This window comes from Natrinema pellirubrum DSM 15624 (assembly GCF_000230735.2).
Classification (GTDB): domain Archaea; phylum Halobacteriota; class Halobacteria; order Halobacteriales; family Natrialbaceae; genus Natrinema; species Natrinema pellirubrum.
Window position 1 is genome coordinate 1,743,126 of the sequence record NC_019962.1, and the last position, 22,244, is coordinate 1,765,369.

At 60.0% G+C, this 22,244-nt stretch carries 24 protein-coding genes; 11 read left to right on the plus strand and 13 right to left on the minus strand.

Going from position 1 to position 22,244, the window contains the following annotated elements; genetic code table 11:
- Positions 1-37: 37 nt before the first annotated feature.
- The 3 genes from NATPE_RS08475 to NATPE_RS08485 are packed head-to-tail and all read left to right on the plus strand — an operon-like array spanning position 38 to position 2,295.
- Positions 38-307 (plus strand): hypothetical protein, encoded by a 270-nt coding sequence (locus NATPE_RS08475; RefSeq protein ID WP_006182226.1) that lies wholly within the window; start codon positions 38-40, stop codon positions 305-307.
- Positions 304-1,737 carry a sodium:solute symporter family protein gene (locus NATPE_RS08480; protein ID WP_006182227.1) on the plus strand — a complete coding sequence of 478 codons (1,434 nt, stop codon included), beginning with the start codon at positions 304-306 and terminating at the stop codon, positions 1,735-1,737. Before NATPE_RS08475 ends, NATPE_RS08480 begins: the two co-directional genes overlap by 4 nt.
- A 9-nt stretch (positions 1,738-1,746) precedes the next feature.
- Positions 1,747-2,295, plus strand: a complete 549-nt coding sequence (locus tag NATPE_RS08485) for a hypothetical protein (protein ID WP_006182228.1) — start codon at positions 1,747-1,749, stop codon at positions 2,293-2,295.
- Between the two features lie 455 nt (positions 2,296-2,750).
- Here the strand turns inward: NATPE_RS08485 and NATPE_RS08490 are convergent, their stop codons facing one another.
- Both NATPE_RS08490 and NATPE_RS08495 read right to left on the minus strand, forming a co-directional pair.
- Complete coding sequence (locus tag NATPE_RS08490) at positions 2,751-3,107, minus strand: ArsR/SmtB family transcription factor (RefSeq protein ID WP_006182229.1); 357 nt, start codon at positions 3,105-3,107, stop codon at positions 2,751-2,753.
- Positions 3,108-3,184: 77 nt separating this feature from the next.
- Entirely contained in the window at positions 3,185-3,514 is a 330-nt protein-coding gene (locus NATPE_RS08495; RefSeq protein WP_244880101.1) for an ArsR/SmtB family transcription factor, read from the minus strand.
- Positions 3,515-3,732: 218 nt separating this feature from the next.
- On the opposite strand from NATPE_RS08495, the gene NATPE_RS08500 reads away from it, so the two are divergent.
- Positions 3,733-4,317: a response regulator transcription factor gene (locus tag NATPE_RS08500; protein WP_006182231.1), complete on the plus strand. Its 585-nt coding sequence runs from the start codon at positions 3,733-3,735 to the stop codon at positions 4,315-4,317.
- Positions 4,318-4,323: 6 nt separating this feature from the next.
- Here NATPE_RS08500 and NATPE_RS08505 read toward each other — a convergent pair whose 3' ends face one another.
- Both NATPE_RS08505 and NATPE_RS08510 read right to left on the minus strand, forming a co-directional pair.
- Positions 4,324-5,973 (minus strand): bacterio-opsin activator domain-containing protein, encoded by a 1,650-nt coding sequence (locus tag NATPE_RS08505; protein ID WP_006182232.1) that lies wholly within the window; start codon positions 5,971-5,973, stop codon positions 4,324-4,326.
- On the minus strand, positions 5,966-7,087 hold the full coding sequence (locus NATPE_RS08510) for a sensor histidine kinase (protein WP_006182233.1): 1,122 nt from the start codon (positions 7,085-7,087) through the stop codon (positions 5,966-5,968). Before NATPE_RS08510 ends, NATPE_RS08505 begins: the two co-directional genes overlap by 8 nt.
- Positions 7,088-7,371: 284 nt before the next feature.
- On the opposite strand from NATPE_RS08510, the gene NATPE_RS08515 reads away from it, so the two are divergent.
- From NATPE_RS08515 to NATPE_RS08530, 4 genes are all read left to right on the plus strand, one after another.
- Positions 7,372-8,286, plus strand: a complete 915-nt coding sequence (locus NATPE_RS08515; protein ID WP_006182234.1) for an ABC transporter ATP-binding protein — start codon at positions 7,372-7,374, stop codon at positions 8,284-8,286.
- Positions 8,283-9,092 carry an ABC transporter permease subunit gene (locus NATPE_RS08520; RefSeq protein WP_006182235.1) on the plus strand — a complete coding sequence of 270 codons (810 nt, stop codon included), beginning with the start codon at positions 8,283-8,285 and terminating at the stop codon, positions 9,090-9,092. Before NATPE_RS08515 ends, NATPE_RS08520 begins: the two co-directional genes overlap by 4 nt.
- The gene (locus NATPE_RS08525) at positions 9,089-9,901 is read left to right on the plus strand and encodes an ABC transporter permease (RefSeq protein ID WP_006182236.1); all 813 of its coding nucleotides are present in this window, start codon (positions 9,089-9,091) and stop codon (positions 9,899-9,901) included. The genes NATPE_RS08520 and NATPE_RS08525 overlap by 4 nt, the downstream gene beginning before the upstream one ends.
- Before the next feature lie 119 nt (positions 9,902-10,020).
- Positions 10,021-11,682 carry an ATP-binding protein gene (locus NATPE_RS08530; protein ID WP_006182237.1) on the plus strand — a complete coding sequence of 554 codons (1,662 nt, stop codon included), beginning with the start codon at positions 10,021-10,023 and terminating at the stop codon, positions 11,680-11,682.
- A gap of 52 nt (positions 11,683-11,734) precedes the next feature.
- Here NATPE_RS08530 and NATPE_RS08535 read toward each other — a convergent pair whose 3' ends face one another.
- From NATPE_RS08535 to NATPE_RS08545, 3 genes are all read right to left on the minus strand, one after another.
- Positions 11,735-11,995, minus strand: a complete 261-nt coding sequence (locus tag NATPE_RS08535; protein ID WP_015298917.1) for a hypothetical protein — start codon at positions 11,993-11,995, stop codon at positions 11,735-11,737.
- A 527-nt stretch (positions 11,996-12,522) separates the two neighbouring features.
- Positions 12,523-12,684, minus strand: coding sequence for a hypothetical protein (locus NATPE_RS08540; RefSeq protein ID WP_157557353.1), 162 nt, complete (start codon positions 12,682-12,684; stop codon positions 12,523-12,525).
- 84 nt (positions 12,685-12,768) lie between these two features.
- On the minus strand, positions 12,769-14,448 hold the full coding sequence (locus NATPE_RS08545; RefSeq protein ID WP_152422591.1) for a hypothetical protein: 1,680 nt from the start codon (positions 14,446-14,448) through the stop codon (positions 12,769-12,771).
- Between the two features lie 216 nt (positions 14,449-14,664).
- On the opposite strand from NATPE_RS08545, the gene NATPE_RS21110 reads away from it, so the two are divergent.
- The 3 genes from NATPE_RS21110 to NATPE_RS08550 all read left to right on the plus strand — a co-directional run bounded on the left by NATPE_RS21110 (position 14,665) and on the right by NATPE_RS08550 (position 16,662).
- Positions 14,665-14,928, plus strand: a complete 264-nt coding sequence (locus tag NATPE_RS21110) for a hypothetical protein (protein ID WP_006182239.1) — start codon at positions 14,665-14,667, stop codon at positions 14,926-14,928.
- Positions 14,929-15,211: 283 nt separating this feature from the next.
- Positions 15,212-15,346: a hypothetical protein gene (locus NATPE_RS23235; protein ID WP_006182240.1), complete on the plus strand. Its 135-nt coding sequence runs from the start codon at positions 15,212-15,214 to the stop codon at positions 15,344-15,346.
- Positions 15,343-16,662, plus strand: coding sequence for an RNA-guided endonuclease TnpB family protein (locus tag NATPE_RS08550; RefSeq protein ID WP_006182241.1), 1,320 nt, complete (start codon positions 15,343-15,345; stop codon positions 16,660-16,662). The genes NATPE_RS23235 and NATPE_RS08550 overlap by 4 nt, the downstream gene beginning before the upstream one ends.
- Positions 16,663-16,762: 100 nt before the next feature.
- On the opposite strand, the gene NATPE_RS08555 is transcribed toward NATPE_RS08550, so the two are convergent.
- From NATPE_RS08555 to NATPE_RS08570, 6 genes are all read right to left on the minus strand, one after another.
- Positions 16,763-17,587 carry a transcription factor IIIB 50 kDa subunit gene (locus tag NATPE_RS08555; protein WP_006182242.1) on the minus strand — a complete coding sequence of 275 codons (825 nt, stop codon included), beginning with the start codon at positions 17,585-17,587 and terminating at the stop codon, positions 16,763-16,765.
- Entirely contained in the window at positions 17,584-17,943 is a 360-nt protein-coding gene (locus tag NATPE_RS22665) for a hypothetical protein (protein ID WP_152422592.1), read from the minus strand. The genes NATPE_RS08555 and NATPE_RS22665 overlap by 4 nt, the downstream gene beginning before the upstream one ends.
- A gap of 52 nt (positions 17,944-17,995) precedes the next feature.
- The gene (locus NATPE_RS21115) at positions 17,996-18,541 is read right to left on the minus strand and encodes a polyprenyl synthetase (protein WP_152422593.1); all 546 of its coding nucleotides are present in this window, start codon (positions 18,539-18,541) and stop codon (positions 17,996-17,998) included.
- A 368-nt stretch (positions 18,542-18,909) separates the two neighbouring features.
- Entirely contained in the window at positions 18,910-19,725 is an 816-nt protein-coding gene (locus NATPE_RS08560; protein ID WP_015298909.1) for an IS5-like element ISNpe14 family transposase, read from the minus strand.
- A 248-nt stretch (positions 19,726-19,973) separates the two neighbouring features.
- Positions 19,974-21,458 (minus strand): MATE family efflux transporter, encoded by a 1,485-nt coding sequence (locus NATPE_RS08565; protein ID WP_006182244.1) that lies wholly within the window; start codon positions 21,456-21,458, stop codon positions 19,974-19,976.
- Positions 21,458-22,057 carry a TetR/AcrR family transcriptional regulator gene (locus NATPE_RS08570; RefSeq protein ID WP_006182245.1) on the minus strand — a complete coding sequence of 200 codons (600 nt, stop codon included), beginning with the start codon at positions 22,055-22,057 and terminating at the stop codon, positions 21,458-21,460. Before NATPE_RS08570 ends, NATPE_RS08565 begins: the two co-directional genes overlap by 1 nt.
- Positions 22,058-22,244 lie beyond the last annotated feature (187 nt).

Sequence of the window (22,244 nt, forward strand, 5' to 3'; positions counted from 1 at the left end):
AATTATTATATGGTGGTGTATTATACCGTGGTATGGGATGTCACAACAGTACGATAGCGACCGAGTAGACGATGGCACGGTCTCGACATCGGGGTTCTTTCGACTCGACCGACTGTCCGCCGGGATGCTTGGCGTCGCGGCGATCCTCATCGCAGTCGCGTATGCACCGCTGCTCACGGGCGTCGAACTGATGATCGCCGGGCAGCCGTGGCTCCTCCTGTCTCAGCCGATCGTAATGGTCGTCCTCGGAACCCTGTTCGTTGCGGCGACGTACTACGTCGAACGTCGGGGCGGTGAGACGGCATGAGCCAAGCCAGCGAACTCGCGATCGTTCTGGGATATTTCCTGGTTATCCTCGGCATCGGCTACTACTTCAAAGATCACCGCTCGGGCGAGGAGTACTGGTCGGCGGGCGGGGAGATCGGCACCGTGATGAACACGCTCGCGATCTTCGCCGCCTTCGCGAGCGGTGGGACGTTTCTGGGCTCGATCGGGTTCGCGTACACCTTCGGGTTGCCGTTCGGCTGGACGGCGATTACCGGCTCCGTGGTCGGGTTCATCGTCGCGGCGATTCTCGTCGCCAAACCGATGCGGCGCGTAGACGCGTACACGATCACCGATGTCTTCGACTTCCTCTATCGGGATCGACGGATCAATCTCCTCGTTCCGATCGTCGTCATCCTCGCGTTCGTCCTGTATATGGTCGCACAGCTCAAGGCCGCCGGCGTCGTCACGGAGTATCTCCTCGGGATCGGCTATCTGCCGTCGGTCGTCGTCATCGGCCTGATCTTCATCGGGTACGTCTCGCTCGGCGGGATGTGGGCGATTACGGTCACCGACGTCCTTCAGGGCGTGCTGATATGGGGGCTGATGCTCATCATGGCGGGTATTGGGTTCGCCTACTACGGGTTCTCGATTACCGCCCCCGGCGCTGCGACGCCGGGCCTGCTCGAGATGGCGCCGGTCCATCCGGCCTCGTATCTCGGGTTCTTCGTCATCTGGGCGTCGACGGTCGCGATCCTCCCCCACATCGTGATGCGGGTCCTCTCGGCCGACAGCCCGAAATCGGCCAAGATCGCCTACAGTTGGGTCGCGATCCTGTACGCCGTCTTCAGCGTCATCGCCTTCTACATCATTCCCTCGGTCGCGCTCAGTATCGACTCGAACCTCGCCGATCCCGATCTCGCACTCGTCGTCGTGATGGAATCGTTGCTGCCCGCCGTCGTCGCGGGGCTGGTCGCGGCCGCGATCCTCGCCGCCGTGATGTCGACGACCGACGCGCTGTTGCTCGCGATGTCGGCGTCGATCGCGAACGACATTTACGGGACGGTCCTCAACCCCGACGCCTCGGACGAACGGGTCGTTCGTCTCGGGACCGTCGCGACCGTCGGCGTCGGCCTCGTCTCCATCGCCATCGCCGCGCTCGATCCGCCGAGCGTCCTCGTTGTCCTCTACACCGATGCGACCGGGATGATGGCGGCCGCGTTCTTCTTCCCGCTCGTCCTCGGTATCTGGTGGAAGCGGACGACGACGTCCGGCGCGCTCGCCGGGATGGTGACCGGACTCCTGAGCTACGTCGGGGCCTGGCTCTTGCTGCCCATGTTCTCGGCGATTCTGCTCGCCTTACCGCTCTCGCTGTGTGTCACCGTCGCCGTGTCGCTGGTCACGGATGCACCCTCGGTCGAGAAGGTCGAACGACTCCGCGACGAACTGGGACACGAAGACGCAGGCTGGTAACGACGATCAATGAACGCACAGCGCTCACTCGTGCGACGATTCGTCGACACGGTTCTCGTCGGGAACCGCTGGCGAACGTTCTGTGGCTGTTCGCAAGCGACGCTCCTCGAGGCGCTTACCGAAGCGCTCGAGGACCATGGCCTGCCGTTCGAGATCGATGACCGGTCGCCCTCGGGTACCGACCGATTCCTGTACGGTAGCGATGCCGACGGGGTTCGAGTGACTATTACCGAACCGTCCGAGACCGAACTCACCGTCGTCCCCGTTACTGCCGACCCGGTCTCGCGCACAGTACTCTCGATGGCCGTCCGCGAGGACGTTCGCGAGCGAACGACCGCTGGCGTCTGTCTCGTCGATGTCTCGCCGCTGCCGGCCGACGAGGGCGAACTGGCCGCCCTCATGCGGACGGTCATGGATCGCCTCGAGTGTGACCCGTGGGATCTCGCCGATCATCCGCGGTTCAGGCTCGCGGTCGTACAGCGGTACAAAATCCGAGCGAAGTGGCGGTACTGGTCGCGACTGGACGCGGCTGGCGGTTCGGTGTCGACCTCGTACTGACCGAGACCCCATCGTTGGAATCGCATCAGGCCGGCGTGATTCAAATAGATATGTCGGTTTCGGGCACTAGTCTGTGCTTCGACATATGCGGCTGACCCTGATGCAGTCCGTCTCGGGTAACTGCCCGATCTCGTACCGCGTTTCGTGGTTTCTCGTTCCTGTGAGACGAACGCAACCGGAACGACGGCCAACATTCGCCGTCAAAGCAGCGCTTCTGATCCCGTGAGTGTGAGTTTTCCACGATATGGGGTTTCAAACTTGTTCGAAAGCGGACAGTAGGACGCTGGAATTGAGGCTCCCCACATATCTATAAAAAATATTAATGATTTGTTGTAGTCTATAATATTATACAAGTCCACCGAGCATCGGCTGTGACATCGTCCGGCGAAACACCACGGCAGTCGCCGTGAGGGAACTCGACAGTCGGCGAAACGTGATCGTTCCGACCTCACCTGTCAGCTCCCGTCTGCAACTGCGTCCACATCGGCCACGAGTGGGACCTCGACTTCTTCGAGAACGAGTTCGAACGCCTGCCGGCGTTGTCCGCCGGGGGACGGAACCATCGTCGTCTCGAGGACCCCGATCGCCTCGAGTCGGTTGAGACGCCGATACACGGTCGGACGGGAAGCGCCTGTCTCGTCTGCGATCTCGCGGGCAGGGACGGATCCCGTGCCTACTGCCGCAAGAATCTCTGTCGTGTATTCTTCAGCCAGTACTGTGAGGAGGGCATCGATATCGATCGAACGCTCTGTTTCGCTCGAGACGGCCCCGAGCGCGGGATCGGATCGTGACGCGGATTCGGAATCGGACATCGGGTACGTCGTTCGTACCAGTTGAACGGTCGTGTAGTGTCTCGCTACTATGCGGCACTCCCGATCGAGATCACCCTCTAGCTATGCAGAGGCGGGTCGATGTTGCGGTCGCGTTCGACGTGATCGCTCGCTTCTATCGCGAGTCCATCGCTGTCGAACTCGAGTCGCACTCGATCGACTGCGACGTGATATCGCTGCCGGTGGTGACCGTCCGCCCGGACGCTCATCGCGCTCCGGACGAGTCCCGCGTCCTCGAGGCTGTCCAGTCGGCGGTATACGGTCGCACGGGAACTGTCCGTGCGCTCTGCCAACTCCGTCGCCGAGAGCGGGTTCCCGTCGAGTTCGTCCAGGAGACGCCGGGCGTGATCGTCGCTCAGGAGGTCGAGCGCTGTCTCCGTGTCTATCACCGTCTCGTCGTTCTCGGATGGGGTCGGTCGTCTCTCCTTATGGGCGGGATCTGCCTTCGACATCGATAGTCGTTGATTCGACGGGACGGTCCCTGTACGGTGGTGCTACCAGTCGCAACGGTCTCGTCACGCTACTCTAGCTATCCGCAACGACGTCGTCCGACCGCGGTCCGATCGTACCGGGATATTAGTACGGTGACGGCTTACCGACCTGTAAGATGGGAAACGAGATGCGCGTGACAGCGCCCCGGGTCCTCATGGTCGACGACGAGAAGAAGGTGGCCGACGCGTACGCCCTCCGCCTCGAAGACGTCGCCGACGTGACCGTCGCGTACGATGGCGAGGAAGCCCTTGCGGTCGTCGACGAGCAGCCGGTACCCGACGTCGTCCTGCTCGATCGACACATGCCCGGTCTCTCGGGGGACGAGGTTCTCGAGCGACTCCGGGAACGGGATCTCGAAACGCGGGTCGTTATGGTGACGGCGATCGATCCCGGACTGGACATCGTCGACATGCCGTTCGACGACTACCTCTCGAAGCCCGTCGAGCGCGACGACCTCCGGGCGGCCATCGACCAGCAGTGTCAGGTCCTGGCGTACGAACTCCTCGGCGAGTACTTCCGTCTGGAGTCGACGCGAGCGGTCATCGACGCCGAACTCCCCGCCGACGAGATCGAACGCGACGATCGGCTCGCCGACCTCGAGGCGCGCCGGGCCGCTATCGAGGAGCGCGTTCTCGGTCTCCTTCCCGACGCCGAGGAGTTGCTGACCGAGTTCTCGGGTATCGACCGCGGCCGGTACTGACTCGAGTCACGTCCCGTCGGTCGTACTCGGTTCCACGTCGTCTCTAGCCGCATCCGAACCGCCTGCCTCCGTCGGCGAGTCGGCGTCGAAAAAGGCCTCGACGAGTTTCTGCTCTGCCCGCCGGAGGTGATACAGCATCGTCGATCCGGCGATGTCGAGCGTCTCCGCCACCTCCGCCGAACTGCTCCCACGCGGCGACGTGAAGTAGTCCGACAGGTGGGCAGTCCGAAGCACCGTTCGCTGTCTGTCGGTCAACCGCTCGTCGAGGGTGTCTCGAAACCCCTCGGTCGGCTCGGGCGCTCGAGTCGTCTCCCGTTTGGCGACCAGTTGCGTTTCCGAAACGACGGCGTCGACGGCCTCGAGCAACCGTCGGACGTCGCCGTCGGACGGGACTTCGGCGACCAGCCGGGCCGACTCGGCGCCGTACTCGCCGCCCTCGATCGTCGCACCCCACGCCGCGAGCGCGGTCACCGGTGTTTCGCCGCTGACGGTCGCCTGGAGAAGCGGTTCCGTCTCGTCCCGTATCCGCCGCACGTTGGCGACGGCCTCGCAGTCGGTCAGCGATTCGTCGACGCCCTCGAGCGGGCCGTCAGCAGTGAGATAACAGACGACCGCGCCGTCGCCGCGCGGGATCGCCCCCGCCAAGGACAGGGCGCGGTCGGCCTCGCGTGCGGCACCGACGAACGGGACCGTCTCGCCGCGGACTTCGACGGTTACCTCGGTACCCGTGTCGGCGACCAGTAGGTCCTCCTGTTGGCCGGCATTGATCGCGAACCCCGCGACGCCGCCCAGCGTCTCGAGGGCGACTCGCTCCTGATCGCTGAATCCGTCTTCCCGGTCGGTGTATACCGTTACGACGCCGTAGACAGTCCCTTGGTACGCGAGCGGGACCGCCAGACACGACTGGAGGCCGTGACCGAACGCCGCTCGACGGATCCCACGGGGAACGGTATCGTCCTCGGCGATCGCCTCGTGACGTTGCGTCTTGCCGGACGTGACCGCGGCTTGGCCGGGGACGGTGCGCTCGTCCTCGAGGCTCTCGCCGATCCGCTCGCGCAGGTCGGCTGCATCGCCAGCCGCGGCGAGTACTCGGAGACGCTCCTCGGAGAACGACCGGTCGCCGACCCAGGCGAACCTGTAGAGGTCGGTGCCGCCCAACTGCTCGCAGACCGTCCGAGCGATGTCCGAGCGGTCCGACGTGCCGATTACCTGCTGTAACACGGTCGCGACCAACGAGTTGATCCGCTGGATCCGATCGAGTCGCTGGTCGATCCGATCGACGGTCTGCTCGGTTTCCTTCTGCGGTGTGCGGTCTCGGACGTAGACGAGCGTTCCCTCGTCGACGTGAACGTCGACCGCAAGCCACCGGTCGATCAGCGGGTAGTACTCCTCGAAGGAGGCGGGCGTCGGCGATGGGCCGCCGAAGGTCTCCCGCAGCGTCCCGTCGGCCGACTTCGGGAAGCACTCCCCGATCGCCGTCCCGCGTAGCGCGGACGGGTCGGTCTCCAGGAGCGTCGCAGCGGCGTCGTTGACGTCGACGACGCGTCCGTCCGCCGCCGTTTCGATGATCCCGATGGGAGCCCGCTGTAGTCGCTCGTCCATCGCGTCCGAACCGCTGCCACCTGCCGCCGTCTCGTCGTCGAATCGGTCAGTCATCGTCCGTGATCGGTCGAAACTCGAACGTCGTACCGCCGCACGATCCCTCGGCGATCGAAACCGTCCAGTCGTGTGCGTGGGCGATCCGCCTGACGATCGTCAACCCGAGACCGGTTCCGCCCCCCGCGTCGGTCGACGAGTAGCCGGGTTCGAACACTCGCTCGCGCTTGTCGGCCGGAATTCCGGGCCCGTCATCGGCGACGAGAAACCCACGATCGGCGCTTTCGACCCGGACACGGACCGGTTCGTCACGGGCCGATTCGGTCGCGTCCGGACCGTCTGTCGAACTGTGTTCAGTATCCTGACCAGCGGCCGAGCCAGAGTTCGTCGAGCCATGCTCGACGGCGTTCCGGAACAGGTTCTCGAACAGCCGCTGGAGCCGGTCGGGATCGGCATCGAGCCGCGGGAGGTCGTCGTCGATTTCGAGCGACGCGGCCTCCGTCTCGACGGTCGCCCAGGCGTCCGATGCAACGGCATCGATCGCGACGTTCTCGGACGCATCGATCGCGCGGTCCCCACGGGCCAGCGTGAGCGCATCTCGAATGATCCGCTCCATCCGGTCGTGGGCGTCTTCGACCTGATCGAAGTGGTCCGTCTCGCCCGTCTCTCTCGCCGCCCGGAGGTGTGCCTTCGCGACGTCCAGCGGGTTCCGCAGGTCGTGCGTGATGACGCTTGCGACGCGGTCGAACTCGACGGGATCGGCGCTCGTCGGTTCCAGTTCGGTCATCAGGACGTACCCGTCAACCTCGTCCCCACCGTCCGCTCCGTCGCTGGTATTGTCGTCGCTCGAGCGGCCGACGCTCCGAAGCCGGACCGGTCGGCGTTCAGCGTCGCCCGTTCGGACACCGATCTCGATATCGATCGCGTTCCCGGCTGCGAGCTGATCGCAGGCAGCTGCGACCTCTGATTCGTCGACTGCGCAGTTCCGACGCAGCCATTCGCGGACGTTCGTTCCGATCGACGCCGCGTCGAAGGTCGCATCGAACGTATCGTTCGTCGCTGCGATTACCGGCGTTCCGGCCGAGACATCGTAACCCATGACCGGCACCGGCACGGCATCGATCGTGATGGCGTCGGACTCGTCCGCCCGACCGTCATCACGGCGGTCCGTCATGGAGATCACCGACGCCCGGCCGCTGGGACGGTGCGCTCGTGGTGACTCGTTCGACGCGTCGCAACGGCCGGTCGAACCGCCGCCCGGCGTACTGCTGGGGAGATCATACACTCATCGTTGTAACCCTGACCCATAGACGCACACCCTAGTAATAACGAAAACCGATCTGAAACGTCTTTCGACTGTCCGACATGACGCGGCAACGACCGGGACCCAGCAAACGGTGTTTCTCGGCGTGACACACGGCGGCGGTCGTTTTCTTTCCCGTATCCGAAGCCGCGACTATGGCAGCGATCACCGCTAACGGGGTATCGAAACGATACGGAACGGTCACGGCACTGGAGCGCGTCTCCCTTTCGGTCGAGGAAGGGGAAATATTCGGGTTCCTCGGCCCGAACGGTGCCGGCAAGTCGACGTTCATCAACGTCCTGCTGGATTTCGCTCGGCCGACCGACGGCTCGGCCGAGCTGTTCGGTCGCGACTGTCAGGCCGACGGCGTCTCGGCGCGCGAGCGCGTCGGCGTCCTCCCCGACGGCTACTCGGTGTTCGACCGACTCACCGGCCGCCAACACGTCGCGTACGTCGTCCGGTCGAAAGACGCCGACGACGACCCCGCCGAGGTCCTCGAGCGCGTCGGGATTTCGGCGGCGGCCGACCGGCCGGCAAGCGACTACTCCAAGGGCATGAAACAGCGCCTCGTTCTGGGAATGGCGCTCGTTGGCGAGCCCGATCTCCTGCTCCTCGACGAGCCGACGACGGGGCTGGACCCGAGCGGAGCCGCCGAGATCCGATCGATCCTCCGCGAGGAACGCGACCGCGGCGCTGCGGTCTTCTTCTCGAGTCACATCCTCGAGCAGGTCGAGGCGATCTGCGACCGCGTCGGCATCTTGCAGGACGGCGAACTGGTCGCCGTCGATACGATCGACGGACTTCGCCAGTCGATCGGCGGCGGGACCAAGCTCCTGATCGACGTCGGCGAACTGGACGACGCGACGACCGAGGCGGTCCGCGGCGTCGACGGCGTCGAGACGGTGACCGTCAGCGACGGGACGACGCTCGAGGTCACGTGTACGAACGACGCGAAGATGGACGTCGTGGTCGAACTCCAGCGCCGCGGTGCGGACGTGATGAACTTCCGGACCGAAGAGGCCTCCCTGGAGGAGATGTTCCTCGCGTACACGGGGGGCAGTCGGGAATGAACTGGCGGATAATCGCCCGAACGGACGCCGCGCTCGCTTCGGCACCGCGGTCGACGCGACTGGTGCTTGTACTCCCGGCCGTCACGATTCTCGCGGCCGCGTACCTCTATCCGGTGTTTGGGTCCGACCCGATTACGACTGCCCGCTTTTCCGGGTTCGTCGACGGCTGGCTCGCGACCGTCGTTCCCCTGACCGGCGTCTTGCTGGGCCACGACGCGGTCGTGAGCGAACGCGAGTCCGGCTCGCTGTTGCTCTCACTGTCGCTGCCGCACGGGCGTGGCGACTTCGTTCTCGGGAAAGTCCTGAGCCGCGTCGGGCTGGTAAGTGGCGTCATCCTCGCCGCGATGGTCCTCGGTGCCGGACTCGTCGTGTATCCCTTCGGCCGACTCGAGGTCGTGCAGTTCTGTGGCTTCGTCGCGACGACCGTCGCTTTCGGAGCGATCTGGACCAACCTCGGAATCGCCGCGTCGCTCTCGACCGTGACCAAACAGCGCGCGTTCGTGGTCGCGTTCGGGCTATTCCTCCTGTTCGTCCTGGTCTGGGACGCCATCGCCGACGGGCTCCAGTACGGACTCGACAGGGCCGGACTCGTCGACGGGAGCCTTCCCGACCCCGTCCGGTTCGTCTTCGGCCTCGAGCCCGGGGCTGTCTTCCAGCGGGTCACTGCGGGCTTTTTCGATCCGAGTGCGAGCGTCGACGGTCCGTGGTATCTCGGCGAGTGGGTCGCACTGGCCGTCTTCGGCCTGTGGCTACTCGGGCCCTTGACGGTGACCTACAGCCGCTTTGCCGGCAGTGATCTGTCATGAGTTGGCGGACCGTCGCACGCAAGGATATCCACGACGCCCGCCGCTCCCGAACGCTCTGGCTACTGCTCGGACTGCTATCGATCCTGTTCGGCGGCTACGCCGTCGCGTACGCTACCGTAGACGATGGGACGTTCGCGGGGTTCGTCACGGGTTCGGTTGGACTCGTCGACGGGGTCCTGCCGATACTCGGGCTCTTACTCGGCTATCGGTCGATTTCCGACGACCGGACTGACGGGAGCCTCTTGCTCTCGCTGTCCCTGCCGCAGTCCCGTCGGGAGTTGCTCGTGGGAACGGCGGTCGGTCGGACGGTCACGTTGCTGGGACCGACACTCTTCGGACTGTCGATCGCTGGGCTGTACGCGGCGCTGCGGTACGGGAAAGCCGGTGCGATCGCGTATCCGTGGTTCCTGTTCGCCACTGCCCTCTACGGCGCGTCGTTCGTCGCGATCGCCGTCGCACTTTCGGCGTCGACTACGACGGATCGCCGGATCACCTACGGTGCGGTCGGTGGCTACCTCCTCCTGGTGGTCCTCTGGCGAACCCTTACGTCGATCGCCGTGACGGTGCTTCACCGGTTCGACACGAGTCTAGGCCTGCCCGACTGGGCACTGTTCCTCCAGTTAGTCGAACCCGGCGAAGCGTACGCTCGACTCCTCTCGGTGGGATTCGAGGTCGAGCGGGCGAACCGGTACGTCGGGAACGGGACGCCGGCGTTCGTCGACTGGTGGGCCGCACTGGCGGTACTCGTCGCCTGGATCGCGGTCCCGCTGCTGGTCGGCTCCCGTCAGTTCGAGCGCGGTGATTTGTGAACGATCGGCCCGTTTCTCTCCGCTGCCGGCGGTGAGAGCCATCGGACGGCTGCTCTCTCGGTCGGCCGAGACCACCGCGTTCATTACATCCCACTGTCAACATTGCGAGAGAGGAATCGATGTCACTCGTCGAGACGTCCGCGGCCGTCGCTCTCGACGTCACAGCGGTCGCGCTGCTTGGCTGGACGCTCTGGCTCGCCGTCCAGTCACGGGACCGGCCCAGCGCGCCCCCGTTTATCGTCATACTGGCACTCCTGACGGTTCTCGGGGGCCTCTCGGCACTGGCGGAACTACCGGGGACGTCGGCGGTTCCGGCGCTGGCGATGATCATCGACATCGGCCAGTTCGGCGTCGGGATCGTCGTTCCGGGCGTCTGGGTCGTGTACGCGCTCAGCTACACCGGTCGGGGAACCGGCCTCACGCGGCGGCGCATCGCCATGTTTCTCGGGATGGCGGTCCCGGTTGTGCTGAGCGCGATCGTCGTCGCCCTTCGTCCCCCGAAGACCGTTGGCGAACGCCTACTCGTGTCGTTTATCGGAGCGGAGATTATGCTAGTTCTGGGACTGTTCACGTACGGTACCTATCTCTTGGTCGGGCACGGGTGGAACCACGCCCGCATCTCGAGGGGACAGGTCGCGATCGTGATCGCCGCGATCGCGGCGCCGTATCTCGCCGGTGGGATCGGGAGTAGCGACCCCGTCGCGGACGGCGTCACGATCGGCCTCCTCGTCTCCGGTGGGCTGCTCGCAGTCGCAGTGCGGCAGTATCCGGTGATGACGGGTTTTCCCAAGGCGGAGTACGTTGCCCGAACGCGCGTCGTCGAGGCGCTCCAGGAGGCGGTCATCGTACTCGACTGGGAGGACCACGTCCTCGACGCGAACGCGACGACTGCGGAGTTGTTCGGTCAGTCCCCGCAATCGATGATCGGTGACCCGCTCCGTTCGATCACCACCGGGCTCGAGGGGACCGACCTCTCTGCGGGTGCGACGGGAACGATCCCGCTCCAGACGACGAAAGGACGCCGACGGTTCCAGTTCAGCGTCTCGGCGGTCGACAACGCCGAAACCGATACCGATGACGGGGCCGGTCCGGTTGCGAGAACCGTGATGTTACGTGACGTGACCGACCGCCAGACGCGCGAGCAGCGACTGGCTGTACTCAATCGCGTCCTCCGGCACAACGTTCGGAACGAACTGGATGTCGTCCTCGCGTACGCCGACCGTATCGACGACGAAGACGTACGGGACGGAATTCGTGACAGTGCGACCGACCTCGTCGAACTCAGCAGCAAGGCCCGGGCGGCTGAGGACGTGATGACCGCCAGCGCGGGGTCGCCCGAGCCGGTCGATCTCGCTGCTGTCGCACGGGACGTCGTCGAGGAGTACCGAACTGCTAACCGCCCGTGTGAAATTTCGTTGTCCTGTCCCGGCGAGATACTCGTCTCGTCGCATCGATCCGTCGTCCGGCGCGTGCTGTCGGAACTCGTCGACAACGCGATCACGCACGCGGACCGCTCCCCCCGGATCGAGATCACGGCTCGAGCGAGTCCCGACGGTACCGCCGAACTCGTCGTCGCGGACGACGGACCGGGGATTCCGGCTCGAGAGCGGGAAATACTTGGCGACGGAACGGAGACGCAACTCGAACACGGGAGCGGTATCGGGCTCTGGTTCGTCAACTGGGCCGTTACGCAACTGGGCGGGGACCTCTCTTTCCGCGAGAACGAGCCGACTGGAAGCGTCGTGACCGTCCGTCTCTACGACACCGACTATTCGTCGTGAACGGATCGAAAAACGAGTATCGACGGGGAATGATCGAGTGACGTGGCGATTCTCACCGGACTGTCGTCTGGTCGCCTCGTTCGGCTTCGGCGTCACTGATGATCTTGTACACGTGAAGTGGGACGATCACGACGCCCAGCAACAGGTAATTGAGCGTGAGGAAGTTGATCACTGCTAGTTTCGTCCGGCCGACGTAGTAGTACGCGACCGGCGAGAGGACGAACGCCAGCAGGATCGCCACGGGCGTGGACTTCTCTGTGAGCGCCTGTGCTTGTCGGCTGTCGTCGTCAGCGGGGGACCTATTCGTCGCCATGGCTGTCAGAGGACTCGATCGAGCGGCGCTGATAGAGCGCGTATCCGAGTGCGGTCGTGACCGCAACGATGCTCGCTATCCTCGTCTTGCTCACCTCCATGTCCGAACGATGGGACGGGAAGCAAATAGGCCCCGAGCCAGTGTCTCAACGCCGGAAACACCGGTGGGTTTTCGAAGTATTATATTTATGCAAAATTCATGAGACAGATGAAAATAGCTCACGTCCGTAGTATCGGCTGAAAGTAGGAAGTACTGACGCAACTACGATTTATTCTGTGGTGACTCTTCCTGCCTTCCAAGGAGCCAGTAAAGCGCCAACCCCAATACAGCTTCGAGTGGCCTGGTTCCAACGAAGTAGGGTAGATGTCGGTTGGTTCCCGGTTGGTTTCGAGATTCAGACGGGAAAATAGCCGCTCGCTATTCTATCAAATGTCATAACTTACCATATGAATATAGAAAATCCGGTTTAGACTAACACCGGACAGCGCCGCCGCTCACGATTCAGCAAACCGAAGGAAGGCGTTACGTTAGTCTGGCGGTGGCTTCGACCCGAGACCGAACATTCCCTCCGCCACAGCGAGGAACTGACTCGCCGTCACCAACGGCGCGTAGTCGGGATCGTCCTCGACGGACAGCTTCACGAGGAGATCGACGAGCCGCCAGCAGTTGCACAGCGTACACGCAAACATGAACCCGAAGAACCGCAGCACCGGGTCTTTACTGCCCGAACGGGGCAGGAAGTGGCCGACCTTCTTGTAGCCGTTTTCGATACCTCACCGGTCGCCGTAGTTACGAATCATTCGGGCAGCAGCGTGTATCTGCTCTTCCTCCGGGATTGTCTCTCGGTTCCGACCGCCACGTTTGTTCGCCAACGGATGATTCGTCTCAAAGACGACGTACTGCTCAGCGCCGTCGATGTCGTCTTCGCTGAGCCCTTTCTCCCCTTCCTCTTCTCGGATGTCGTCCACGAGGGAGTCGAACGGCGACTGGTCGGGGAGTTCGTCCCCACCAGCCTCTTGGAAGTCGGAGAGGAGTCCCTGCCGGAGCTCGGACGGGCCGTCGTTGTCACCTTCGTCCTCTTCGTCGGCGAGCACGTGCGGAACGTAGACTGTCTTCCGAGTCGGCATGCCGGGCCGGTCTTCCTCTTCGATGATGCGCACTGTCTCGCGGTTCTCCCACATCTTGCGCATCCGCCGTTTATCGTCCGAGTCGCGGCTCTTCTTGTTGAGGTAGTACGTTGAGTGCTTCTCGCTAGAGTTCTTCGCCGCTTCCGAGTCGAACCCAGCGTCCATCATCACGATCTCCGGGTCGTGGAGTAACTCGTTCGCCGTCTCCATCAGTTTATCCACGATCTCGCCCTTCGTTATCCCGCGCTTCACCGGGACCGCGTCGAGAATCAGCGGGACATCGAGGCCGACGACTTGGACGGTTGCCCATTGAAAGTAGTGTTGTGGGCGTGTGTCGTTGTCGTTCTTGTACCCGAGTACCCAGTCTTCAGCGTTGCTCCCGTCGGCGTTCCGCACGACCTCGCCTGTCCATGGGTGACCTTTGGTTTGGTCGATCGCCACCTTCACTTTCCCGACGAGTTCGCCTTTACGGCGGGCTTCTGCGATGAGATCGCGCGTGACCTCTTGGTGCAACTCGCGTATCTCTTCGATGGTGAACTTCTTGAGCTCGCGTCGGTGTGTGCTGGGGTAATGGATTTGGTCGTGTCCGGACTTCGCCAACATATTCCCGAGCCCAGACTCGGGGAAAACGTCGTCGCCAGCCGTAGCGAGAGCTGCGTGACCGTCGAAAAACCTCGCTTCCGGTATCTGCCAGTTGTGGTGGCGCTTCAGGTACCAGTGTTTCAGTACCATTGGACGGGCGTACTCCCACACGTCCGCAGTCTTTTCGATCGTTAACTCCCGAACGGTAGGGTGGTCTTCGGTCGGCTCCTCGACCTCTTCTTCTGGGAGGAATACGTCCTCTGGTGCCGGGAAGCCGTTCTCGCGGCAGTACTCGACGAGGCGCTCGGTGATGACCTTGACCGCGCCACGGTGTCGATCTGTGAACGTCTCTTCCCACGTGTCCCGCAGCTGTGTGTAACTCGGTGGGTCGCCACGGGCACCGGGTTTTGGCTCTTCTTCGAAGAACCCGAGCGTCTGTGGCATGTCGCGCTCCGCTCGGATTCGCTTCGCAGTCTGCTTGATCGTCCACCCGTTGACTTCACGGAGGATGTGTGCTGACATCCAACACTCAATCGGTGTGTAGTTGTGGTGCCACTCGGCGCGGTCATCGGGGATCTCGCCTGAGAATCCGAGCATCGCAGCGACAAGTGTGATGTCTGGTTCGGATACGAACGGAAGGCGTCCCTGTAGAGAAATATCGATAGGACCGTCAATGTAGACGGTTTCGGAGAAATCGATCCTAATTCGGTTTGGGCCGAAGTATTCTGTTTCCGAACCCGACACGTATCGAAGAAATAGTATTCAAACAATACTTAAAAAGATACCGACTGGTAACTGACTATCGATATCATCGACGAACGCTGTTGCTGAACCCCCAGTACATGAAAGATAATGATCCCTCACGGTCAGTACAGGATGTACAATGACCAAAGTAGAATAGCTCTCTACAAACACTCGACACAAACAGACTTATGGGTTATCTCACCTAATCCCAGATATATGGTTCCCGATATTGAAACGGACGGTGGGACGACCGAAATGAGCCGAGATGAGAACATAGAGATGCCCCGAAATGCTGTCAAGAACGGTGTGTTAGATGCTATTGGAACCGTTGCCCTCCTTGGATTTTCTCTTTTAGCCCTCTTCATTGGTATAAGAGGGTTTTTCATTGATTCCTCAATGGCTATCAGCGGAGGATTCGTTATTGCTTCTTGCCTGCTGGCCGCAGCAGCATTCAATCTCATTCCACCTTTCCGAGATTAACATCGCGTAATTATAACAGGAGATTCTAAGCGGTCAATTCGCACGTGTAGTGAGCAGATCACCGCTTTTGCTTTCACCGTGTCTCGGGGAAGATCACGTGATCAGCACAGGACAAGCAGTTACCGAAGCGGCTCTCGATCTATCTTTGAGCAGCGAGAGAATCCCGCCGTTCACGGCGGGCGTGAATCGCGTCACTCGACTACGCAAACCACGAGCGACAGCACTCTGAATACCCTCTGTCAACACAAATCTTTAAGGTACAAAGAAACGTACTGAAAAACGGATGCGAGTTGACATCGCCATTGAACGTGGAAGCGACCTCCACGAACGAGTGAAAGAATACTCTCGTGAGAACGGCCTGCGAATGGACTTCGCATACGCCGAACTCATCGAACAAGGACTCGACGCTGAAGAATGAGTGAGGAGTGCAAGACGCTCGAAGCGTATCTTGCCCCACCCACTCAGCACAAGCAGCGCAAGCTCCACGACGAACACGACCGATACGAGAAACTACTCCGTCGTAGCTTCAACAACGAGTGCGATACGATGACCGCCGTCAACGAGGTCGTCACAGGTGAAGACCTCAACTGGCACTCGAAAAACGCTCTCAAACAATACGTGCCCAACTTGCTTGACGAGGACACGTATGATGCGAAGCAACTCGCAGACACTCATCCAATCCGCTACGCCAACACCGCATCCGTCTTCGACCACGATGAAGACCGCCACCACGAAATTTGCTGGGAAGTCCCGCTACCCGGTCGTGGAACGAACTTCTGGATACCACTCCAGTTGAACCCAGAGCAAGAAGACTGGTGGCACTCTCTGATTAACGACGAAGACGAGAGTGTATGGGCGGGCGAACTCCGCTTACAACGCGACGGTGATAGATGGGTGTTGCACGTCACCGCGAACTACGAAGTCGAACCAGACCACTCGTATTCGTGTGAGAGCGACGATATGACACCCGTCGGGTTTGACGTGGGTGAATCCAAACTCTTGGTGGGCTGTGCCCTCCGAGACAACACACCCGTTGACCCATTATTCGTGGATGGTGGTCGCGTCCGACACCTCCGACAGAAACAATCCAGTGCCGAAGACCGCTTGAAACCCCGATACGCCTCAAAGCTCTTGGACGACCTCGTGTGGGGTCGGTGGCAAGACGCCATCGAAGACGAAATCGAGAAAGCCTCCGCACGAGCCGTCGAATACGCTGCACAGTTCGAGAACCCGGTTATCGTTTTCGAATACCTCGACGGAATCACCGACGAGGACATTGGGAAGTACTGGAATCGACGCCTCGGCAAGTGGCTGTTCTCCCAACTACAGTCACGCATCGAGGACAAGGCAGCGGAACACGGCATTCCTGTGGAATACGTGTACCCGCATCACACGTCGAAGACGTGCCATGCGTGCCAGCATATCGGGTATCGACCGCATCAGGGCACGTTCAAGTGTACGAACGAGGAGTGTTGGGTGTCGGAGTATCAAGCGGATTTGAACGCAGCAGCGAATATAGCCAATCGGCTAAATCCGTGGGGAGAGAGCCTACCAGTGAAATGGGTGGGCGATGACTCGCCTCGGAGCGGGGGCCAGTGGCAGGCCCACCAAGACACGTTACCGATCGAGGGACTCCCGTCCGAAAGGCGGGCTTCCGATGACAAGGTTTCGTCTAGCTCACCAACGGTGGGAGCGGGGGCGAAGCCAGAGACCGGTGATGCGAATACGTCTTGAAACCTCAATCCAGCACTTTGCTGGTATTCCACCTGCGGCGGAAGCCCCGGCGTTCACGCCGGGCGAGGATGTCACTGAACGGCTTAGTATACAAATAGAATCACCAGCCATTATGAGAACGGTCAAAGTCCTCGTAGCGGGCACGAATCGTTGATTCACTCACACCAGTGAGGGCCGCGAGTTCTGATACGCTGGTCTCGGTTTGATATTCCTTCGCGGCAAACAACCATGCTCCAGCGAGAACGCCCATATGGCGTTTGCCCTGTGCCCAGTGCGCAGTCTGTGCGTGGTGCAGCAGGTCGTCAACGAGTGAGACGGCTTCGGACGGGGCTGCTGGGTATTGTAGTTTGAACAGTTGGCTTCCGATTGCGTCAAGTAGATCGTCGCGTCTGTCTCGGAGTGTGGCTGTCGATACATCAAATTGGTCGGCGATGTCGGCCTGAGAGAGGTCGGTGTCGGCAGCTGAGTTGGCAACGTAGAGTACAGCTGCCGCGTATGTATATGGAGAGACGCCACTGGTGACTCCGGCTTCGGCACCTAAGTCTGCAATCTGTTGTGCGTGAGCTTGGATGTCGGCAGAGAGAGCTAGATCTTTGCATGCTTCTTTGAGTATTACTATTGGATCGTCGTTCGGTATTCCGAGTTCCAGCGCGTCCGAGATCCGTTTCTTTTCGTTAAGAATCTCTGATTCAGCAACATTTGAGGCGTCGGCTATCTTAGTCACACGAATCGGAGTCTTTCGCAACCGGCATGCAATGAGGAAGCATGCCGCAGCAGTACGAGTGGGAACTCGGATCTGAAGTTCGCGTGCGGTGAGTTCTGAAACGAGAAGTTTACCGTACTGCTGGATGTTTTCATCCAGTTGGAGGGTCTGTTGGATCGACGTCAGGTGTCTGAGGACGGCGTCTTGAGATTCCGTGGTCATATGCTGAACCCAATCAATTTTCTATGAGTGCTGAAACGTATCGAGGAGCGTTCGAAGTCGATACTAAGTGAACCGTATCGGTAGCGACCGACGATTGCTTCTAGTGCTTCGATGTCAAGTTCATCGAGTGCGTGATCATCTGTGCGGATTGATTGCTGGTGAACGTGTAGTACTTCCTCAGTTGTCTTCATCACCTCCGCTTCTGAGGTACACTCGCCAACAGTTACTGGTTGTTCTTCACCAACATTCGTGATGGCTGGAATAATATAGATAACATTATACTCAACGCTTCTCTGTCCTACGAGTCGTACATACAGATCGGTAGTCCCAGGGCTCTCAAACTGAAAATCGAACATCGTCTCCTCGCATTGTCCAGTCGCCGCCTGAGTATGACAGTACCCTGGAAAGTTAATTGAGTGTGTTATCATTAGTGTCTGAAGTCTGCTGCTCCAGTCTTAGTGTCGTAGCTTCGGCGAACGCTCGAAGGTTCGTTACGTCTACAGTTTTTGACAGGGTATCGAGAGCCTTGTCAACGTCATCTCGCCTCCGTTCTGCATGTAGACGGAATTGTGACTCGTCGAACGTGGGCGAGGCAACCATCGCTTTGTTTGAATCTCTTTCGATGATAGCGCGGAACTGGCGGGCTGTACCGAGGTTCCGTCCGAGTCGCTCACAGTGGGGACGAACTGCGTCGTCGAAATCAGCCAGCGTCGCTCCAAGGGCAGCAGCACCTGCACCGAGACTTCCCGCTGTTTCATCGAGAAACACCGCTTCCTCACAATCTGTTGATCCGGCCGACGTGTAGGTGCGCGCAAACGCTTCCGTGATCGTTTCAATCACCGTTGTCAGTACCCCAAAACAGCCATCCGACTGGGGACCAGATATTGATCCGAGTGACGAGAACGAGGCCGTATACAGATAATATCCTGTCAATAGCGCTGCTGTCGGATCCAACGTGAGCGAGTGCGTATCTTTGTCGGTAAGTGTGGTAAACAACCGGCTTCGAAGACGAACGTACTCTCGGAGTAATTCGATTGATACGGCGGCAGGAAGGACCTCCTCGTGATTCTGGTGATCAGACAGTGAATTGTACATGACCTGCTCTGTTGAACGCAAGACGGCGGCAGTATTGAAATTTTGATATTCAGGTAGATGGCGTTAGAACTCCTGTACTGATGGTTTTGAGATCTGGATGATGTGGGAGGAGTCCAGTTCGTTGATTCTGCAACCATCAGAATTAGGTCACTTTGTGAGAACCCGTACGTGGATGACGGCGATGTCTCTGGCGGATACGTCCAGAGAAAGAGAGCAGGCGGCGAGCCCTAACTCGCCGCCTGCGATAGGTTATGCACGATACACTTGCGCGTGAGCTCTCGGAACTGGCCGTGCCAGCTCCGAGAGCGTAACTTCTCACCGTCATCCTTCAGTAGTGAGAACGCAGTCTCACTCAGTGTCCGCTGATGGTACAGATCTTCGTCCATCCGAGCGTTATGCGCTTTCTTCAGCGCATTGTGCTCCTTGTGCTTGATTAGCGGTCGTGTCGCGCCAGCGCGACACTCCTCTCTGAGATCTGACCACGAATAGTTCGCATCTGCAAGGAACTCTTGCAGGTCTTCGGCGTTGCGCCGATAGACCTGCAAGCCGATGTGTCCGTCCCACTTGCGCTTCGTCGTGAAATGAACGTCTTTGATCGCCAGTGACTCTGTATCGACCAAAACCGTCGTCTTCAGCTTATGAAACGAGAAGCCAGCACGATTCCGGTAATGATAGCTGGTCTGATCTCGCTGGAAGCCACTGGCGTCGATTGCTGCTGTTCCCGACCAGCCAGCCTGCTCCGCACTGCGGCGGAGCAGGCTGCGGAGCTCACGCATGTCGACCTGTTGCTCCCATCGACAGAGCGTGGTGTGATCCGGCGATTTGTCGATGTTGAGCTCTTCACGGATGGCTCTGGAGTCATTGAACCATGCTTCAGTCTCTCGGAAATCTTTGTCGAGTTCCGCATGCAAGAGGATAAACGCGATCTGAGCCCACTCGGCGAACCCGCTGGCGCCGTCCGGCGCAGCGGGTTCGTCAGGGTTATCCACGTGCTGTTTGGCAAGATTCTTACACTGCCGTATGATCGGTCGTTTCGACCTCATATCGCCAGACGGCGTCCAATTCCCCACAAGTCTCACGGAATTCAGCCGAGAACAAGGCTGAAACTGGTGCTATTCGACGCTGCAACAGAGCAACATGACCACTACCAGCTGTCCGTACCATCTGTCGGGAGATTCGTGCAGTATATCGCGGACGAGCGGTAGACTGTTCTCGTCCGCGTTACTGAGCGCCTGTCTCAGATGACGCTCGATCTGTGAGGGGTGGACAGGGGTCGAGTCAGCCATTGGTATCAGTCATCACCTGCTACTGTCTCAACACTCGTTTCGTCGAGATCAACGTTGGGTTCGGTCAGGTCGCTCCCGCGCCACGTACCACCTTGATACCACACGTATGCAATGATCGCTCCGGCGACGTTCGAAACCGCAAACGATAGCCAGACACCCGTTTCTCCGAGCGGACCTGCGGTGATCCACGCGACAGGGAAGCGAATAACACCAAGCGTCAATACGGAGATTGCCGCCGCAGTGAGCGTTTTCCCAGCACCGCGGAAACTACCTGTATACGCCCGCATAATACCCATAAACCCGAACGTCAGCGCGACGTACCGAATGAATTCCGCACCGATATCAACAACTTGGGCGGCGTTCGCCTGATTCGCACCGACGAATATCGAGACGATGGGTTCAGGGAACAGGAAGGCGGCGATCCCTGTGACCGTGAGAAGCCCGAAGAGAACCTTTGCCGCCAGCCCCGCCGCCTGTGCGGCTCGGTCCGGTTTGTCGGCTCCGATGTTCTGGCCAGTCATCGTTTCGACACCACGGGCGACGGCAAGGGCGGGGAGGAAGGCAACCGAGAAGACACGCGTGCCGATACCGTACGCGGCAACAACTGTATCCGGGAATATCGCAACGATAACCAACAGCAGGTTCATCGAGAGCGCCCGGCCAGTGCCCTCAATCGATGCCGGCAGACCGATACGAACGAGGCGGCGGAGATACGAGAGGTCCGGGACCATATCGCGGAGGTGGATCTGAACGCCACGTTCGCCACGGAACATGATCAATAGGCCGACAACCAGTGCGAGCGCACGCGAGAACACGGTAGCGATGGCTGCGCCTTGAATTCCGAGTTCGGGGAATGCCACCGTACCAATGAGCGGCTCGTTCTCGACGACAGTCCAGCCGAAGATGAGGAACGGATCGAGAATGATGTTGAGTACGACCGACCCAAACATGACGAGCATTGGGGTGATTGTATCCCCGTATCCGCGCATGAGCGAGACGAAGACGGCGAACCCGAACATGAACACGAGACCGAGTGAGATGACCTCCATATAACTCGTCGCCAGTGGTAACACGTCCTGCGACGCGCCCATCAGACCAAGAAAATTGTCGACACCGACGTAGCCGATGCTGCCGAGGATGATTGAGGCAATAACGGCGAACGTTACTGTCTGCGAGGCAGCGTATTCGGCCTTGCGCTCTTCGCCAGCACCGGTGAATTGTGCGACAAGGACGCTGCCGGCGACGGAAATCCCCATCCCAAGTGAGATGAGCAGAAACACCATCGGAAAGGCAAAGCTAATTGCGGCGAGTGCGTCAGTGTTGTACTGACCCAGCCAGAACGTGTCCGCGAGATTGTACGCGGTCTGGAAGAGGTTTGTGACGACGATTGGCATCGAGAGGAAGAACAGTGGTTTCCCGATGCTGCCTGATGTCAGGTCGAACTCTTCGGGTCCCTTAAAGAGGGATTGGATGCGGCTGCAAACGCTCATTACTGTGCGACCTCCGGTTGTTTGTCGGCGAGCAGTTGTTGCTCGATGTATATCGTCATCATATTGTAGAGTTGATCAGAGGAGTGGTCGATAGCGACGTGGCGAGTGTGCGCACCAATAATGGTCGTTGCGAGGTATTCCGCATCGTCGGCTGGCGTGATGGAGTCGTCGAACTCGCCGGTGTCTACGCCGGCTGCGAGTATCGCTCGCAGTTGTTCGAATAGAAACTCATCGAAGTCGGTGATGCGCTTCTGTAAAGTCGAATTGTATGGGGCCTGTGCTGTTAGTTCGAGCATCGCGGTTCTGAACGGCCTCAGCGACGAGTCAGCGTCGCTAGTGAGTAATTCTTGGAGGAGACCCTCAAGTTGTTCATACGGTGTGTCACCGTTGTGAGTGCCCACGCGGTCGGTGAACCGTTCGTACAGTTCATCGAGGAAAGAGATGAATAATTCGTCTTTGGAGCCGTAGTAGTAGTGGATTGATCCCTTGCTCTTGTCTGTTTCAGCAGCTATATCCTGGAGTGTGAGATTCGCATAGCCATACTCACAGAGGGCATGATACGTCGCATCCAAGATCTCGGTGGCTGGATCGTCCGCCATTTGCTTGATATTCTATTTACTAACCAGTTAGTCAAAAGGGTTTGGATGTGTTGGTGAAACGAGGGTAACCGCTATTTCGACCTGTATACGCCGATACAAACGGAATTATGAATTGATGATCTAGTGGTTTACTCAAAATAGTTATCCTCCTCTGGACTAATATTGGATCAATGGAGGGTGTCATAGA